Below are 17,182 nucleotides of genomic sequence, written 5' to 3'. Positions count from 1 at the left end.
GCCAGGACAGGAGGATGTCGTGAACTCAGCCACGCGACGGTGGCGCGCCGACGACGACGAGGCCCCATGCGGTTCTTCGGTCCGCCCGGCGACGTCACCCGACCATCTCGCAGCCGTGGCGCATCTCTTCGGGGTCGATCCGCCACCGGTGGCCGGCGCACGCATTCTGGAGATCGCCTCCGCCGCGGATCTGCTGCCTTCGGCGGCGGATCTGGCTGTACTGGGACAGTTCGATTTCGTCATCTGCCACGGTGTCTACAGCGGGGTGCCCGCACGCATGCGCGACGCCATCCTCGCGACCATTCGCACGGCGCTGGCCCCACAGGGCGTGGCCTATGTCAGCTATCACGTCCAACCCGGCTGGGAGTTCGGGGAAGCGCGCCACGATTCCTCGATCACGCCGTGCTATTTCGTCGATTTCGTGGAGCATCTGGACACCTACGACCTGGTTTACCTGGCCGACGCCCGAGCCGAGACGATGTACGCCGCCGACCACCACGAGGACACCGCCCAGGAACTGATCGACGGATGCCAGAGCCAGCTCGAACTGGAGCAGTGCCTGGATTTCGTGCGTCACCGCACGTTTCGGCAGTCACTGCTGGTGCATGCGCATCGTGCCGCGCGGATCCGCTACGACATCGGCCCGGATCGATTCCCGGCGCTGCACTTCGCCAGCAGCCTCCCGGTGGCCGACGGGTTCACCCGGTTCGACCATACGACCCAGCATTACGGTGCGGCCGGTACCCAGCAGATCTACACCAATGATCACGGCGTGAAAGCCGCCATCGACGTGCTGTCGGCACGGTGGCCGCACACCGTGGCCTGGCCCGAACTCACCGCGTCGACCCGGGACCGCCTCGCCGCGGCCGGGCTGGAGGTGCCGGCGGACCTGCAGACCCGCATCGACACGTTGTTGCAGATGCTGCTCGTCCGCGGACTCGTCCGCTATCGACTGAATTCCGTTGCGCCCATCGGCGATCCGATTACCCCGGGCGTGTTCACCAGGTAGCGCATCGCATCGGGCCACCTTTCGGATACCGTCGGCATCTGAAAGGTAGGCCCGATGACCCGCAGAGTCCGTATCGTCATCATCGGTGCCGGGATGGCTGGGATCGCTGCCGCGCATACGTTCCGCCAAGCCGGTTTCACCGATTTCACAGTGGTGGAGAAGGGCTCCGACGTCGGGGGCGTCTGGCACTGGAATCGCTATCCGGGTCTCACCTGCGATGTGCCCTCGCAGATCTATCAATTCGGTTTCGCGCCGAACCCGGCGTGGAGCCATCTGTGGGCCACCGGTCCCGATATCCAGCGCTATCACCGCGAGATCGTCGACCGCTTCGGGCTGGCCGCACACCTGCGGCTGAACACCGAGATCACCGCGGCGCGTTACCAAGACGGCAGCTGGCTGCTCACCACCTCCGGCGGCGACACCATGACCGCCGATTTCGTGGTGTGCGCGACCGGGGTGCTGCACCATCCGTTCATCCCCGACATCCCCGGCATGGACCGGTTCGCCGGCCCGGTGGTGCACACCGCGCGATGGGATCCCGACATCCAGACCAGCGGCAAGCGCGTCGCCGTGATCGGCACGGGTTCGACCGGGGTGCAGGTGGTCTCGGCGCTGCAACCCGAGGCCGCCGCGGTGCTGCACTTCGCCCGGTCACCGCAGTGGATCCTGTGGGCGCCGATGTGGCTGCGCCAACCTCGGGCACTGACGACGGCACTGCGGCGCTGGCCGGCGTTGCACGCCTTCACCTTCGACCGCCTGCAGTGGATGTCCAACATCCTCGCCGATGTCGTGACCACGCCGTCGTGGCGTCGTCGCGCCGTGCAGGCCTATGCCCGGCTGAGCCTGCGGGCCCAGATCCGCGATCCACACCTGCGGGCCACGTTGACCCCCGACTACCAGCCGCTGTGCAAACGGCAGGTGGTGTCGGGCAGCTATTACCGCGCGATCACCCGGCCCAACGCCCTGCTGGTGAGTGATCCGATCACGGAGATGACCCCGACCGGTGTCCGCACCGCCGACGGCGCGCACCACGAGGTCGACGTGGTGGTGCTGGCCACCGGGTTTCACGCGCACAACTACATGCGGCCGATGTCGATCGTGGGGCGCGACGGGATCACCCTCGACGAGGCCTGGGTGAAAGGTCCGCGTGCTTACCGGATGACGGCGATCCCCGGGTTCCCGAACCTGTTCACGGTGCTGGGTCCGAACTCACCGACCGGATCGATTCCCCTGCAGTACTCCGCGGAGACCACGGCCCGCTATATCGTGGCCTGGCTCACGCGGTTCCGCGACGGCGAGATCACCGAGGTGGAAGTCACCGAGGAGGCCACCGAAGAGTTCAATGCCGCGGTCGCCGACGCGATCGGCCCCACCGTGTGGAACACCGGATGCAATTCCTGGTATCTCACCGAGGCGGGCACCATCGACCTGTGGCCGTTCGACCGCGCCACGCTCACCCGGATGTTGGCCGAACCGGACCCGGGGCACTACCGGGTCAGCTAGCCGACTCCCCTGTTGAGCCAGGTCATCTCGCCGGTGTCGCCGCCACCGCGGTAGGGCTCCAGCGATTCGTCCCATGCGGTACCCAGCACGGTGTCCAGTTCGGCGGCCAGCGTGTCGGCGCCGGAGGCCATCAGCGTGCGCAGACGCTGCTCGCCGACGATGACGTCGCCGTTGGCGCTCATCGCACCGCTCCACAGGCCGAGTTGCGGGGTGTGGCACCAGCGGTGTCCGTCGACGCCCTCACTGGGATCCTCGGTGACCTCGAAGCGCAGCACCGACCACGACCGCAGGGCGTTGGCCAGCTGCGCGCCGGTACCGACCGGTCCGATCCAATTCGTGACAGCACGAAGCTGCCCCGGCATGGCCGGTTGGGGCGTCCATTTCAGGTTCGCCCGCGCCGACAGGGTCGACGAAAGGGCCCACTCCACGTGTGGGCATACCGCCGCGGGCGAGGCGTGAACGTAAACCACGCCAGTCGTCGCATCGGCGAACTGGTTCGACGCACGCATCATCTGCTCCTTCGGCTTCCACTAGGGACGTCTTCCCCAACGACCTGGTGTTACCAAAGCGATGCAGTTGTTTCGTGCGTGTCTATTGTGCCTTGTGGGGCCACAGTTGCGCTAGTGTGCTGCGAATTCTCTCAGGACCTCATCAGAGATTGCCGGCCACAGCGGGTAGGTCCAGTCGCCGAAATCGCGGTCGGTGAGCACCACGAGCGCGAGGTCAACGTCGGGATCGACCCAGAGGAACGTGCCCGACTGCCCGAAATGCCCGAAGGTGCGCACCGAATTGCGGGCCCCGGTCCAGTGCGGAGACTTGCCGTCCCGGATCTCGAACCCCAGCCCCCAGTCGTTGGGCCGCTGTGACCCGAACCCGGGAAGCACCCCGGCCAGGCCGGGGAACTGCACCGTCACCGCGGCTTCATGCATGGCCGCGGAGACCAGCGCGGGCCGCAGCAGCTCCCGGGCGAACACCGCCAGGTCTGCCACCGTGGACCGCCCGCCGTACCCGGCGGCCTCGGCCCCGCCCGCCAGCTCCGAATCGACCATGACGAGCGGATCGAACACCGCTTCGCGCAGGTAGGCGCCGAACTCGATCCCGGTGGCCTCCTGCAGCGCCGCCGCCAGCAGCGTGAACCCGTAGTTGGAGTAGATCCGGCGGGCTCCGGGCGTCGCGAGCACGTCGGCACTGTGCATCGCCACGCCGGAGGCGTGCGCCAGCAGATGCCGCACCGTCGCCCCGGGCGGGCCGGCCGGGGTGTCGAGTTCGAAGGCGCCCTCCTCCACGGCGATCTGCGCCGCGCGGGCGACGAGCGGCTTGGTCACCGATGCGAGCCGGAACGGATGGCGGACGTCACCGTGGACGGCGAGGATGCCGGACGGTCCCACCACCGCGGCGGCAGCGGCGGGCACCGGCCAGTCGGACAGGGCGTCGAGGGCGCTCACCCGCGCCAATCTAGCCGGGCGTCAGCGGGACGCGACCAGCAGATCCTCCAGCAGGCCGGCCACCGCGGCGTCGACCTCCGCGATCACCCGGCGCAGGTCCATGACCCGGCTCGCGGGCGGCTCGGCGTCCAGGCCGGCCCGCAGCACATTGCAGATGGCGCGGTAGGCGGCGGCATCGGTGGCCTCACTCCAGCGCTGCATCGACTCCGACCAGGCCCGCAGCCGGGCGGCGTCGGCATGCCCGCGGGCAAGGAGCAGCGCACGCCGGTACACGTCGCCCGCCCATTCCATCGGCAGCCGCTCGTCCAGCACCGGCAGCAGTGCCTCGTCGAGGAGGGCGTATCCCTCGGCGTGGCGCCCCTGGGCCAGGGCCGCGACACCGTCGGCGGCACGCGCCAGCGCCGACAACGCCGGGTCGGCGGCGCGACCCGCGATCGCGTGCAAGGCCGCGACGGCGTCGTCGTCGGACGCCAGCACGACGGTGAGATAGGCGACGTAGCCGTGGGCGGCGCTCTCCGGGGTTCCGGCGAGCAGCAGGGCGGCACGGTCGGCCCAGTCTTCGGCGACGGCCACGTGCCCGCGGGCCAGCCAGGCCAGCCCCAGCTCGGCGGCCTTGACCGCGGCCTGCACCGGATCGGTGCGCACCAGCAGCGCGTGCACCCGCTCGTTGATCCGCACGGCCTCGCGGCCGTGGCCCTGCCGCCACGCGGCGCCGGCGTAGGCCGCCAAGTCGTCGACCGCCAGGGTCTGCAGGCCCTCGACGCGCGCGAAGGTTTCGTAACTCGTGTGCCAATCGCTGCGCCGGAACGCCGAGCGCGCGATGACGAGGAGGTCGGCTCCCGTTCCGGCCGACGAAGACTGTGACGCCATGTCCCACGGTAACGCGCCGAGCTGCGCCGCGGTGTCGCCTTCGCGCTTCCCACCGGCAACCGGACATTTGTTTGGACACCATTCCATTTTTTGGCGGAGGCATTAGGTTGTACGCATGCCTCAGACAGTGCGCGGTGTGATTTCCCGGTCCAAGAAGCAGCCCGTCGAGCTGGTCGACATTGTCATCCCCGACCCGGGACCCGGTGAAGTGGTGGTCGACATCACCGCCTGCGGTGTCTGCCACACCGACCTGACCTACCGCGAAGGCGGCATCAACGACGAATACCCCTTCCTGCTCGGCCACGAAGCGGCGGGCACCGTCGAATCCATCGGCCCGGGCGTCACCCACGTCGCCGTCGGCGACTTCGTCATCCTCAACTGGCGTGCCGTCTGTGGGGAATGCCGGGCCTGCAAACGCGGCCGCCCCCACCTGTGCTTCGACACCTTCAACGCCACCCAGAAGATGACCCTCACCGACGGCACCGAACTGACCCCCGCCCTCGGTATCGGCGCCTTCGCCGACAAAACCCTGGTACACCAGGGCCAATGCACCAAAGTCGATCCCGAAGCCGACCCCGCCGTGGCCGGCCTGCTCGGCTGCGGAGTGATGGCCGGCCTGGGCGCGGCCATCAACACCGCCAACATCGGCCGCGATGACACCGTCGCCGTCATCGGCTGCGGCGGCGTCGGGGACGCCGCCATCGCCGGGGCCGCGCTGGTCGGAGCCCGCACCATCATCGCCGTGGACACCGACAACCGAAAGCTGGACTGGGCCAGAAGCTTCGGCGCCACCCACACCATCAACGCCAAAGAGCTCGACCCCGTCGCCACCATCCAGGACCTCACCGACGGGTTCGGCGCCGATGTCGTCATCGACGCCGTCGGACGCCCCGAAACCTGGAAACAGGCCTTCTACGCCCGCGACCTGGCCGGCACCGTGGTGCTGGTCGGTGTCCCCACCCCCGATATGACGCTGGAGATGCCGCTGGTGGACTTCTTCTCCCGCGGCGGCGCACTGAAGTCCTCCTGGTACGGCGACTGCCTACCCGAACGCGACTTCCCCACCCTCATCAGCCTCTACCGCCAGGGCCGGCTACCGCTGGAGAAATTCGTCTCCGAACGCATCGGGCTCGACGCCATCGAAGACGCCTTCCACAAGATGCACGCCGGCGAGGTACTCCGATCGGTCGTCGTCCTGTGAGCGTGCAGCGGGTCGTGACCAGCGGTACCTTCAGCCTCGACGGCGGCACCTGGGATGTCGACAACAACATCTGGATTGTGAGCGACGGCGGAAAAAATTCAGATGTGATCGTCTTCGACGCCGCCCACACCGCCGCGCCGATCGTGGAGGCCGTCGGCGGCCGCAACGTCGTCGCCGTCATCTGCACCCACGGCCACAACGACCACATCACCGTGGCCCCCGAACTGGGCAAGACCCTCGACGCCCCGGTCTTCCTACACCCGGCCGACGAGATGCTGTGGCGGGAGATCCACCCGGACAAGGAATTCCACAGCGTGGACGACGGCCTGGTGCTCACCGCAGGCGGTATCGAGCTGCACGCCCTGCACACCCCCGGGCACTCCCCCGGCTCGGTGTGCTGGTCAGCCCCCGCCCTCAATGCCGTCATCTCCGGAGACACCCTGTTCCAGGGCGGCCCCGGCGCCACCGGACGCTCCTATTCCAGCTTTCCCACCATCCTGGAATCCATCAGCAAGAAGCTGGGCACCCTGCCGGATGAGACCGTCGTCTACACCGGGCACGGTGACACCACCACCATCGGTGGCGAACTGGTGCACTACGACGAATGGGTGGCGCGCGGCCACTGACGTAGCGCTGCGAGGAACGAGCAGTGCGGAGGGCTGTGGCCCAACAGCCCGGCCACTGACGTAGCGCTGCGAGGAACGAGCAGTGCGGAGGGCTGTGGCCCAACAGCCCGGCCACTGACGTAGCGCTGCGAGGAACGAGCAGTGCGGAGGGCTGTGGCCCAACAGCCCGGCCACTGACGTAGCGCTGCGAGGAACGAGCAGTGCGGAGGGCTGTGGCCCAACAGCCCGGCCACTGACGTAGCGCTGCGAGGAACGAGCAGTGCGGAGGGCTGTGGCCCAACAGCCCGGCCACTGACGTAGCGCTGCGAGGAACGAGCAGTGCGGAGGGCTGTGGCCCAACAGCCCGGCCACTGACCCGCTTTGCGATCACGCTGAGCGAGTCCCTACCGGCACACCGACCGTCCACCGATAGTCATGCCATGACGACATCGAGTGCACGTTCCGCGGCCATCATCGGCGCCGGCCAGACCGGCGTGACCGCGGCACTGGGGTTGCTGGACAACGGATTTGACGTCACGCTCTACAGCGAGCGGGAACAGGCCCAGTTGCGCGACGGCATCCCGGCCAGCGGCACCGCGCTGATCTTCGGGGCAGCACAGCGTGCCGAGGAGAGTCTGGGGCTCAACACGTACCTGGCCACCGCTCCGCTGTCCACCGGACAGAGCGTGCGGGTCCTCAACGACGGCGCGGAGGACGTCGCGTTCGACGGCTGGTTCGACGGTGCCCGCGGGGTGGCCGTCGACACCCGGCTCAAGGCCGACGACCGGCTCACCCTGTTCCAGCAGCGCGGCGGCCGGTTCGTGGTGCAGCCGGTCGACCCGGAACGCCTCGATGCCATTGCCGCCAAGGCCGACCTGACGCTGGTGGCCACCGGCCGTGGCGGGCTGTCGTCACTGTTTCCGGTCGATCCCGCGCGCACGGTGTACGACGCACCGCAACGCAGCCTGTTGGCGTTCACCGTCACCGGGTTGCCGCATGGCCCGGAGATCTTCGCCCACCGCAGCACCGCCGGCGGGGCGCACAACGCGTTCACCGTCGTCACCGACCAGGGCGAATCCTGGTGGGGGCCTTACCTGCACAAGGACGCGGGGCCGACCTGGGCCTTCCTGGGCTGGGCCCGGCCCGGCAGCGACTGGGAACGCCGCTTCGCCACGGTGACCAGCGCCCGGTCCGCACTGCAGGTCACCACCGGGCTGCACCGCGACTACATCGACTGGGATCTGCCCGAGGTGTCCGCCCTGCGGGTCATCGACGAGGATCCGCATTCCTGGCTGACCGGAGCCGTCACCCAACTGGTGCGGACCGCGGTCGGGCACACCGCGAGTGGTCACCCGGTGGCCGCGCTCGGCGACACCGCGGTGGCGTTCGACCCGATCGCCGGGCAGGGCGCCCAGGGCGGTCTCGTACAGTCGGCGGCGCTGGTGCGCAAGGCCGCCGCCCACGACGGGCCGTTCGACGCGGCCTGGCTGAGCGCGGCGTTCGACGAGTTCTACGATCATCGGGCGCGGGCCGCCCAACTGGTGACCCGGTTGTTCCTGGCTGATCCGGAACTGTCCGGATACGGCGGCCTGTTCTTCGCCGCGGCCAGCGGGAGTGCCCGATTCGCCTCGAAACTGTTTGGCCTGCTGGACGATCCACGCCCGTTCGAGAGCGTGACCTCCGAGGCCGCGGCCAAGCAGCTGATCACCGACTTCACGGGTGAACCCGCCGACGAGCTGTTGGCCCGCTTCGTGCCGGCAGGGACCTTCCAGCGCTCCGGGCTGGCGTTCAGCGCGGTCTAGGAGCCCAGTAGCCGGCGTTTCTCGGATTCGAATTCGTCCTTCGTCAGCGCGCCGGAATCACGGAGCGCGGCAAGCGTTTTGAGCTGCTGAATGCGGACGCCGTCGTCGGTTGGGGTAAAGACGGCGCCGGAATCGGGCACCGCGTCGATGGTGAAGGTCGGCGCCATACCCGCCGGAGCGGGACGGCGGCGCACCTTGGCGGCCCACACCCGCGCGATGATCAGGTCCACCACGGCCACGCCGAACACCGCGGCGGCCCACCAGGGCAGGTGGGGCACCGGGCTACCGTGACCGAAGGCCAGCCGCGGGCTGATGAACGCGCTGACATTGCCCTCGGTGGTGATGCGGTAGTCGCCTTCCTCGGCGATCCTGGCCACCCACACCCGCACCCGCGCATCGTTGTTGACCGTGGTGGTCGTGCCGATGTTCTCGGTCAGCACGGGCTCGGGCACGCCGGCCGGCGGGTCGGCACGCAACTTGAGGTTCGGGATCGGCAGTCCACCGCCGCTGGTGCTGCCGATGATCTGGGTGTGAAAGCTGATGTTGACCTCGCCCGCCGGAAGGTGCAGTGTGCTGCGCCCCGGGATCGGCACCTCGCCGTAGGCGTCGTACTTGTCGAGTACGAACGCGTTGAGCACCAGCGCCACGACGAACGCGATACCCGACACGATCATGGTCACCACCGCGATCGCGGTGAGCAGTTTGGGCGCAGTCGCGGCACTCATGAGGCGAAGTGTGTCATGTCCGGCGTCCGGAGGTGCGTACCGCGACGGCGTACTACCGTCATCAAGGTGTCCAGTTCGAGCCGCGAGTCCAGTGTGGTGGTGCGACCGATTCCACCAGGAAGTGCGTTCTATACCGCCGGTTCCCGGCTGCAGGCGGCCGGCCTGAAACGGGCCATCACCCTGTTCGAGCAAGCCGCCCAGGTGGTACCCATCCCCGCTGCCCCTCGGCCCATCGTGCTGGCCGACTACGGCGCGGCCAACGGGCACAACTCGCTGCTGCCGATCTCCGCCGCCATCGCGGTCCTGCGTCAGCGGACCCGAACCGAGCACTCGATCATGGTGACGCACACCGACGTCCCCGACAACGACTTCAGTGCGCTGTTCCACATCCTCGCCGAGGATCCGGACAGCTACCTGAAGAAGGACCCCGCCGCGTACGCCTCGGCGGTCGGGCGGTCCTACTACGCCCAGATCATCCCGTCCAACAGTGTGAACCTGGGCTGGTCGGCCTGGTCGGTGCTGTGGCTGGGCCGGGTGCCCGCCCCGGTACCCGATCACATCCACGCATCCTTCAGCGCCGACGCGCAGGTGCGCGCGGCACACCAGAAGCAGGCGGCGTTCGACTGGCATGAATTCGTGGCGTTCCGCGGCCGTGAGCTGTGTCCAGGCGGGCGCGCGGTGGTGCTCACCATGGCCGTCTCCGAGGACGGCGAGTTCGGTTACCGGCCGGTGCTTCAGGCGTTGATGGCCGAACTGACCGAGCTGGCGGCCCGCGGCGTGATCACCGATGCCGAGCTGAGCCGGATGAACATCCCCATCGCCGGCCGGCGCGCCGCCGACTTCCACTCGCCGTTCGCTCCGTCCGGGCGCCTGGAACAACTCGCGATCGAGCATCTCGAAGTGTTCGACGCCGAGGACCGGTTCTGGCGTCAATATCAGATCGACGGCGATGCACGGCATTTCGGTGCGGAGTGGGCGGCGTTCATGCGAGCGGCGGTGTTCCCGGCGTTGACCGGGGTGCTACCGGCGGACCGCCGGCCGGTCTTCGCCGACGCGCTCGAGGCCGGCGTCGCGGCCCGGCTGGCGGCGGCACCCGAGCAGATCCAGATCCCGCTGGCCGTCGTGGTGCTGCACAAGCGGCCGAAGACGTACTAGCCCCAGGCGGGAATCGCCGCATCGATGAGATGCGGTCCGGGTTCGGCCACCGCAACCCGGAACTGGTCGGCCAGTTCCTCGGCGGTGCTCGCACGGCTGGCGGGCACGCCGAATCCTGTTGCGAGGGCGACGAAGTCGATATCCGGATTGCCCAGATCCAGCAGCGACCGCGACTGCGGCCCGGTGGCCGCCGAACCCACCCGCGCCAGCTCCAGCTGCAGGATCGCGTAGGCATGGTTGTTCAGGATCACCACGGTGATGTCGAGCCGTTCACGCGCCATCGTCCACAGCGCCGAAATCGTATACAGCGCACTGCCGTCGGCTTGCAGGGCGACGACCGGCCGGTCCGGGGCGGCGACCGCGGCCCCGACCGCCACCGGCAGTCCCTGCCCGATCGCGCCGCCGGTCAACGTGAGCACGTCGTGACGCGGGGACGTCGCGGTCGCCGCGGGCAGCAGCACCCCACTGGTGTTCGCCTCGTCGACGATGACGGCATTCTCGGGGAGCAGCGCCCCGATGACCTGCACCCAGTTGGCGACGTTGAGCGGGCCGCTGGGCAACGCCGGTGGCTGCTGCACGGCGGGCGGGAGCGCGGGTGCGGCGAGCACATCGGCGAGCCGGTCCAGGTCGGCCGGCTCCAGCGTCTGGATCTGCGTGCCGCGGGGTACCAGTCCGCTCGCTTTCCCCGGATAGGCGAAGAACGCGACCGGGGAACGGGCGCCCACCAAGATCAGGTGGGTGATACCGGAGAGCTGTTGCTCGGCTTGCTCTGCCAGGTAGGCCAGCCGCTCGATCGGTGGGACACCGGCCCCGCGGGTCAGCCTCGCCGGGAATGTCTCGACCAGTGCCCTGGCCCCGACCGCAGCCGAAATGCGTGCCGCTGCAATGAGTCCGGCCTCCGTGGTCGCCGCACCCCCGAGCAACAACGCGGTGCCGGGACCGCTGGTCCGCAGCAGTTCGGCCACCGGCTCGATATCGGCGGCGACGTCGTCGCGCATGGGCGCTTCGGGTGTCGTGACGACCGGGACCTCGGCGGTACTCCAGGAATAGTCGGCGGGCAGGATCACGGTGACCACCCGCCCGGGCGGCCCCGCCGCGGCCGTGATCGCCTCATCCACCGACACCGCCAGGGCATCCGCGGCGGCGGGCCGGAACACCAGACCTTCCGGCCACCGGGCGAGCGCCTCAATATCGGATTCCAACGGTGCGTCGAACTCCTTGTGATACGTGGCGTGATCCCCGACGATGTTGACCACCGGGCTGTGCGCGCGCCGCGCGTTGTGCAGGTTCGCCAGGCCGTTGGCCAATCCTGGGCCCAGATGAAGCAATGTGGCCGCCGGCGTGCCGGTGATCCGGGCATAACCGTCGGCGGCGCCGGTGGCCACCCCCTCGAACAGGCACAGCACCGCGCGCATCGCGGGGGTGTGATCGAGCGCCGCCACGAAATGCATCTCCGAGGTTCCTGGATTGGCGAAACAGACCTCGACTCCGCCGGCCAGCAGTCGGCCGATCACCACATCGGCACCGGTGTTCACCGGCTCCACCCTAGTGTGGAAGCGCTTGCCCCGGTTGCGGAATGAACGGCGGCAGGCCGGGGATCGTGGGGATCGGCGGAATGGTCGGGATCGTCGGGATGAACGGCGGCTGCGTCACCGGCGCCTCGGTGGTCGGCTCGGGTGACGGTGCCGGCGGCGGGGCCGCACTGGTGGTCTCCGGCGCCGGCGTCTCGGTGCTGGGCTGCGGCGGCTCCTGAGTGACCGGCGCCTGCCGGGTGACGGTCCGGGTCTGCTCCGGCGCCTCGGTCGCCGGGGCGGGCACCTGCGCGGGCGTCGGCTCCGACGGGGCCGCCGACTGCGTGGCCGGGTTCGCCGTCGCCGTGGCCGTCGTGGTCTGGGGGGCGGGCGTCTGCGCCTGATCGGTGCGCATCACGAAGACGACCGCGGCCACACACCCCGCCAGCACGACGGCGGCCCCGGTGCCCAGCAGCAGCGCGGGCCGCCGGTACCAGGGATCCGGTTCGGCGGCCGGTTCCTCGCCGTCGGTGAAATGCACCTCGGGCCTGGGCGGGATCGGGTTGTCGACGACGAACGGCTCCGGGTCGGGAACTTCGTCGGCGTCCTGGGACCAGGCCAAGGCGCGGAACGTGCTCGACATCGCCGGGTCACCCACCGGGGCCGCCATCGCCGCCAGGGGTGCCATCGCAGTCGCGCCGTCATCGGCGGGTCCGCGGGCGGCCCGGATACCGGCCCCGATCGCGGCTGCCAACTCCGGCTGCGGCATCGTCACCACCGGCGCCCGGAACCGTTCGGACAGTGCCGCCGTGACCGCGGGAATGCGCGCACCGCCGCCCACCGAGGCCACGGCAACCAACTCGGCCGGCCGGATCCCGCTGCGCTGCAACGTGTCCTGCAGGACGGCGAGAAAGTCGGTCAACGGTGCGCGCAGCACCGCGTCCAACTCGTCCCTGGTGATCCGCACCTGGGTGCGATGGCCAGGTAGATCCACTGCCACCGAGGCCACCGCGGCACCGGAGAGCTGTTCCTTGGCCGCCCGGCATGCCATCCGCAGCTTCGTCAACGAGCCGATCGCCGATGTTCCGGCCGCATCGACCGCGCCGGGCACGCCGGCGAGCACCTGGGTGAGCACCATCTGGTCGATCAGCGCGCCGGACAACTCGAGGTGGCGGACCGTCGGGGCGATCGGCTGATAGCCATTGGCGGCATCGGCCACCGTGATGCTCGTGCCCGTGCCGCCGAAGTCGCAGAGCACCACCACCCCGCGCGCCGGCAACCCCGGATTGTCGGCCAACGCGGTCAGCGCCGTGCCGGCATCGGAGAACAGCGGAGCGGTACGCAGTTCAGGGGCAGCGGCCAGCGCGGCCCGCAGCGCGTCGACCTGTCGGTCCTGCCAGTGCGCCGGGTGACTGATACCGGTGTGCCCGCCTGCGGGTACCGCCGCACGCAGCGCGCGCAGGGCCTCGGTGAGCACCGCCTCCGCGCGGTGGGTGGATCCGTCGGCGGCCACCAATCCCACCGGGTCGCCGACACGGTCCACGAAATCGGTGAACTCCGGGCCCCGCTCGCGCGTCAGCACGGCCGGCCGCGTCACCGCGGCCCGACCCACCGCCACCGCCGCCAGATTGGTGGCACCCACCGACAGCCCAACCGACTCCGTCATCACACCTGCCTTCGGCAAACCCTATCGGGTTGTCCATCCGGATTTGCCGGGACAGCGTTACTCGGTGCTGGTCAGCGGATGGTGCCCGCCCCCGGAATCAGCGGAAGGTCCAGCGCCGTGACCCAACCCGGCGGCAGCGCATTCACCGCGGGAACGGCGTTGAGCGCACGCAGACCGGTTGCCAGGCAACCCGCGGCCGCCGCATCGCGACCGGAGCCGTCGGTGAACCGGAACGCGGTCTCCTGCGAGATGCTGGGCGTGCCCTCGATATCCACCCGGTACACGTCGTTGTCGTTACCCGTCGGCCAGTCCGGTGCCGCGTCGAGTCCGATCCGGTTGACGTGCTCGAGCTGGATACGAGTCTCACCGCGGTATCGGCCATTGATGGTGAATCGGACCGCCGCGACGTTGCCGGCCTGGATGATCCCCTTGGCGGACTTGCGGTCCTCGGGGGTCACCCACTTCTCCCAGGTGGTGGTGATCTCATCCAGGGTGATGCCCGCCGCATGGGCGATCATCGGCACCGTGGCACCCCAGGACATGACGAGGATGTCGCGATGTTCCAGCAGCGGTGTGTAGTCCGGTGACTTGCCGATGCCCATCTCGAATTCGTAGTCACCGGTGTAGTTGGTGTAGTCGAGCAGTTCGGACGCCCGCACCGTGCGCACCTCCGAACACAGGCCCATCAGGGTCATCGGGAACAGGTCGTTGGCGAATCCGGGATCGATCCCGGTGGTGAAACACGAGGCCGCGCCGGCCGCGCACGCCTCGTCGATCGGCGTGATCCACGACGGCGGGTTGAGCCGCATGTGCGGCCACACCCACGGTGTCATCGCCGTCGAGCAGACGTCGATACCAGCCCGCAGGAAGCGGGTGATGAGGTCGATATTGGCGTCGGCCTGCGCCGCGGTCGGCCCGTAGTGCACCAGCGCGTCGGGTGCCAGTGCGATCAGCGCATCGACATCGTCGGTGGCGGTCAGCCCGATCAGGGTGTCCAGGCCGCAGATCTCACCGACATCGCGGCCCACCTTCTCCGGGTTGCTCACCCCGACCCCGACGAGTTCGAACAAGGGGTGCTTGACGATCTCCGCGATCACCATGCTGCCGACGAAACCCGTACCCCACACCACGATTCGCTTCATCGCGCGTCCTCTCCTGATCCCCGTCAATCCGCGTCGCTGCGCATCGCGTCGCGCAGCTTGCGGATCTCCTCCCGGAGCTCCTCGATATGCGCGGCGGTCGCCGCCTGGTTGGCGGTGTCCTCCTCGGCCACCTTCTCCACGATCCACGACGCGAGCGTCGCGGTGACGACACCGAGCAGGCTGATCCCGGCGACCATCAGCGCGACGGCGATCAACCGCCCGCTCAAGGTCACCGGCGTCAGGTCGCCGTAGCCGACGGTGGTCACCGTACTGACCGCCCACCACACCGCGTCGCCGAATGAGGTGATCTGCGCGTGCGGCGCATGACGTTCCACGTCGAGGACGGCCAAGGACGCGGCGTAGACGATCATCACCACCCCGCCCGCGGTGTACGCCGCGACACGGCCCCGGATACTGTGGCCGACGGCGCGCTGCAACACCTCCAGCACCACCGCCAGGCTCAGCAGGCGCAGTGGGCGGAACATCGGCAGCACGACGATCGCGAGGTCGACGAGATTGCGCAGGAACCACCGACCGCGTGGATCGGCGAGGTAGAAGCGCACCAGGTAGTCGGCGACGAAGACCAGATACAGACCGGCCATCGCGGCCCGCATCGCGATGTCGGAGAAGCCGTGCGGCTCCGCGAGCACCTGCACCGAATAGCAGCCGAGAAATATCAGCGCCACGGCGGCCATCAGCCATTCGGTCCGCTGTTCGAAGCGCTCCAGCCGGGTTTGATCAGACATCGTGCCGGTGAGCGTAGTCCCGCAGGTCAGAAGCAGCGGCGCAAGCCACCCGGCTCACAGATCAGCGGGTACTCGGTGACCGGCAACGGGAGCGGGCGCGCGAAGGTCAGCGTGAACGGCTTCTTGTCCAGGGTCGCGGGCAACCCGCAGACCTGGCTGTGCGATATGGTCCGGGTGCCTGTCAGGGTCTGGCTGTCGAACTGGAAATACTCCTTCAGCGCCGCGGTGCTGCCGTCGGGGCACTTCAGCCCGTCCATGGTGTTGATGGTGTAGGCCCACAGACCATCCGTCAGTTTCGCGTCGCCACTGGGCACGACCGTGGCAGGGAATGCACTGACGTGCAGGATGCAGGCGACCGGGTCACGGATCTCCGCGCGCAGATCACCCACCACCGGGACGCAGTTGGGGTAGATCGACCACTCCGCGTCTGGCAGCCCATCCTGGTGGAAGGTGTACACGCCCACCATTGTCTGCTGGTCCGCCCACGCCGGGCCGGCAAATCCCACCAGCGCCGCGCAGAGCAGAACTGCACCGACCAGTCCGGAAAAGTACTTCCTCACCGACGCAGTATTACAGGGCGCTTATGACACGTCTCGGGTTTGTCCCGTGAGAGAGTGCCGGGCATGAGTCAGCTGAGCGGCAAAGTGGCGTTGGTGACCGGAGCGTCGTCCGGTCTGGGTGCGGCGACGGCGAAGGTGTTCGCCGAGCGCGGCGCGACGGTGTTCGGTATCGCGCGCGACACCGACCGGCTCGCCGAGGTGTTCACCGAGGTGCCCGGAGGCCGGTACGCATCGGTGGACATCGCCTCCCCGCAGGAGTGCCGGCAGGCGGTCGCGAACTGCGTAGCCGCGTTCGGCCGGCTGGATGTGCTGGCCAACGTGGCCGGATTCCACCAGATGCGCCGCACCATCACGCTGACCGACGCGGAATGGGACCACGATCTCGCGGTCAACCTGAACGGTCCGTTCTTTCTCTGCCGCGCCGCGCTGCCGCATCTACTGGAAACCGGCGGCAATATCGTCAACGTCGCCTCCGTCGCGGGCGTCGAGGGTGAGGTCTACTCGGCGGGCTACTGCGCGGCCAAGCACGGGCTCGTCGGCCTCACCCGTGCGCTGGCAGTCGAATTCACCAAGGAGAAGCTGCGCGTCAACGCGGTCTGTCCGGGCGGCATGCTCACGGCGCAGGTGACCGAGTTCGCCGCGCCGGAGGATGCGGACTGGGATCTGATCATGCGGATCGCCGCCCCGCGCGGTTTCATGGACCCGGTGGACGTCGCCAAGACCATCGCCTTCCTGGCCAGTGATGACGCGGCGGCCATCCACGGCGCGGTGTACCGCGTGGACAACGGAAAGGGCGCGGACTAGTGAAGACCCCGGCGAACCTATCTCCGGACGGCAACGCCGTCGTCGAGGATTCCCTCGGCACCGTCGGCAGTGTCGCGGTGGACGGATCCATCGGCACCGTCGGCAGCGCCGCGGTGGCCGGATCCATCGCGACGCTCGGCAGTGCCGCCGTGGCGGGCTCGATCGCCACCGTCAACAGCGCGGGCGTCGCCGGATCGATCGCCACCGGCGCAAGTGCCGGTGTGGCAGGCGGTTTCGCCGTGTTCGGCAGTGCCTTCACCATCCTGTGCGTGGCGCTCATCGGCTGCGCGGCGTGCCTGGGCTGCGTCGCGTGCCGGAGATGCCGGGCCTGCGTGGGGTGCGTGGCATGTGCCGACTGCGTCGGCTGCATCGGCTGCGTGAACTGCTCGGGCCTGCGCGGCGCCGTCGGTCTGCGCGACGTGCACGCCTGAGCGAGCG

17 protein-coding genes are annotated in these 17,182 nt (G+C 69.1%); 8 read left to right on the top strand and 9 right to left on the bottom strand.

What is annotated here, in order from left to right; translation table 11 throughout:
* Positions 1 to 19: 19 nt before the first annotated feature.
* The gene (locus FHU31_RS21570) at positions 20 to 1,009 is read left to right on the top strand and encodes a methyltransferase regulatory domain-containing protein (RefSeq protein WP_167162296.1); all 990 of its coding nucleotides are present in this window, start codon (positions 20 to 22) and stop codon (positions 1,007 to 1,009) included.
* 54 nt (positions 1,010 to 1,063) lie between these two features.
* The gene (locus FHU31_RS21565; protein ID WP_167162294.1) at positions 1,064 to 2,512 is read left to right on the top strand and encodes a flavin-containing monooxygenase; all 1,449 of its coding nucleotides are present in this window, start codon (positions 1,064 to 1,066) and stop codon (positions 2,510 to 2,512) included.
* On the opposite strand, the gene FHU31_RS21560 is transcribed toward FHU31_RS21565, so the two are convergent.
* From FHU31_RS21560 to FHU31_RS21550, 3 genes are all read right to left on the bottom strand, one after another.
* Positions 2,509 to 3,021 (bottom strand): DUF3145 domain-containing protein, encoded by a 513-nt coding sequence (locus FHU31_RS21560; RefSeq protein ID WP_090353990.1) that lies wholly within the window; start codon positions 3,019 to 3,021, stop codon positions 2,509 to 2,511. The genes FHU31_RS21565 and FHU31_RS21560 overlap by 4 nt on opposite strands.
* Positions 3,022 to 3,132: 111 nt before the next feature.
* The gene (locus FHU31_RS21555) at positions 3,133 to 3,957 is read right to left on the bottom strand and encodes a serine hydrolase domain-containing protein (RefSeq protein ID WP_167162292.1); all 825 of its coding nucleotides are present in this window, start codon (positions 3,955 to 3,957) and stop codon (positions 3,133 to 3,135) included.
* A 21-nt stretch (positions 3,958 to 3,978) separates the two neighbouring features.
* Positions 3,979 to 4,827, bottom strand: a complete 849-nt coding sequence (locus FHU31_RS21550) for a chemotaxis protein CheY (protein ID WP_167162291.1) — start codon at positions 4,825 to 4,827, stop codon at positions 3,979 to 3,981.
* A gap of 115 nt (positions 4,828 to 4,942) precedes the next feature.
* On the opposite strand from FHU31_RS21550, the gene FHU31_RS21545 reads away from it, so the two are divergent.
* From FHU31_RS21545 to FHU31_RS21535, 3 genes are all read left to right on the top strand, one after another.
* The gene (locus tag FHU31_RS21545; protein WP_167162289.1) at positions 4,943 to 6,028 is read left to right on the top strand and encodes an S-(hydroxymethyl)mycothiol dehydrogenase; all 1,086 of its coding nucleotides are present in this window, start codon (positions 4,943 to 4,945) and stop codon (positions 6,026 to 6,028) included.
* Positions 6,025 to 6,654: an MBL fold metallo-hydrolase gene (locus FHU31_RS21540; protein WP_167162287.1), complete on the top strand. Its 630-nt coding sequence runs from the start codon at positions 6,025 to 6,027 to the stop codon at positions 6,652 to 6,654. Before FHU31_RS21545 ends, FHU31_RS21540 begins: the two co-directional genes overlap by 4 nt.
* Before the next feature lie 419 nt (positions 6,655 to 7,073).
* Entirely contained in the window at positions 7,074 to 8,435 is a 1,362-nt protein-coding gene (locus FHU31_RS21535; protein WP_167162285.1) for a styrene monooxygenase/indole monooxygenase family protein, read from the top strand.
* On the opposite strand, the gene FHU31_RS21530 is transcribed toward FHU31_RS21535, so the two are convergent.
* On the bottom strand, positions 8,432 to 9,160 hold the full coding sequence (locus tag FHU31_RS21530; protein WP_167162283.1) for an SHOCT domain-containing protein: 729 nt from the start codon (positions 9,158 to 9,160) through the stop codon (positions 8,432 to 8,434). The two genes, FHU31_RS21535 and FHU31_RS21530, sit on opposite strands and share 4 nt — an antisense overlap.
* Positions 9,161 to 9,220: 60 nt before the next feature.
* Between FHU31_RS21530 and FHU31_RS21525 the strand changes: the two genes are divergently transcribed.
* Positions 9,221 to 10,315: a class I SAM-dependent methyltransferase gene (locus tag FHU31_RS21525; protein ID WP_409371165.1), complete on the top strand. Its 1,095-nt coding sequence runs from the start codon at positions 9,221 to 9,223 to the stop codon at positions 10,313 to 10,315.
* On the opposite strand, the gene FHU31_RS21520 is transcribed toward FHU31_RS21525, so the two are convergent.
* From FHU31_RS21520 to FHU31_RS21500, 5 genes are all read right to left on the bottom strand, one after another.
* A complete protein-coding gene (locus FHU31_RS21520; protein WP_263987756.1) occupies positions 10,312 to 11,850 on the bottom strand; it encodes an acetolactate synthase large subunit in 1,539 nt (512 codons plus the stop codon). The genes FHU31_RS21525 and FHU31_RS21520 overlap by 4 nt on opposite strands.
* A gap of 10 nt (positions 11,851 to 11,860) precedes the next feature.
* Complete coding sequence (locus tag FHU31_RS21515) at positions 11,861 to 13,492, bottom strand: Hsp70 family protein (RefSeq protein WP_167162277.1); 1,632 nt, start codon at positions 13,490 to 13,492, stop codon at positions 11,861 to 11,863.
* Between the two features lie 71 nt (positions 13,493 to 13,563).
* Positions 13,564 to 14,634 carry an NAD(P)H-dependent amine dehydrogenase family protein gene (locus FHU31_RS21510; protein WP_167162275.1) on the bottom strand — a complete coding sequence of 357 codons (1,071 nt, stop codon included), beginning with the start codon at positions 14,632 to 14,634 and terminating at the stop codon, positions 13,564 to 13,566.
* A 23-nt stretch (positions 14,635 to 14,657) separates the two neighbouring features.
* Positions 14,658 to 15,380 carry a potassium channel family protein gene (locus tag FHU31_RS21505; RefSeq protein ID WP_167162273.1) on the bottom strand — a complete coding sequence of 241 codons (723 nt, stop codon included), beginning with the start codon at positions 15,378 to 15,380 and terminating at the stop codon, positions 14,658 to 14,660.
* Between the two features lie 26 nt (positions 15,381 to 15,406).
* Positions 15,407 to 15,940, bottom strand: coding sequence for a hypothetical protein (locus FHU31_RS21500; RefSeq protein ID WP_263987757.1), 534 nt, complete (start codon positions 15,938 to 15,940; stop codon positions 15,407 to 15,409).
* Positions 15,941 to 16,003: 63 nt separating this feature from the next.
* Between FHU31_RS21500 and FHU31_RS21495 the strand changes: the two genes are divergently transcribed.
* A complete protein-coding gene (locus FHU31_RS21495) occupies positions 16,004 to 16,744 on the top strand; it encodes an SDR family NAD(P)-dependent oxidoreductase (RefSeq protein ID WP_167162271.1) in 741 nt (246 codons plus the stop codon).
* Positions 16,744 to 17,175, top strand: coding sequence for a hypothetical protein (locus tag FHU31_RS21490; RefSeq protein WP_167162269.1), 432 nt, complete (start codon positions 16,744 to 16,746; stop codon positions 17,173 to 17,175). Before FHU31_RS21495 ends, FHU31_RS21490 begins: the two co-directional genes overlap by 1 nt.
* Positions 17,176 to 17,182 lie beyond the last annotated feature (7 nt).

This window comes from Mycolicibacterium fluoranthenivorans, from assembly GCF_011758805.1.
Classification (GTDB): domain Bacteria; phylum Actinomycetota; class Actinomycetes; order Mycobacteriales; family Mycobacteriaceae; genus Mycobacterium; species Mycobacterium fluoranthenivorans.
Note: the sequence above shows the minus strand (reverse complement) of the source record. Positions and strands in the feature narration are given on the sequence as shown.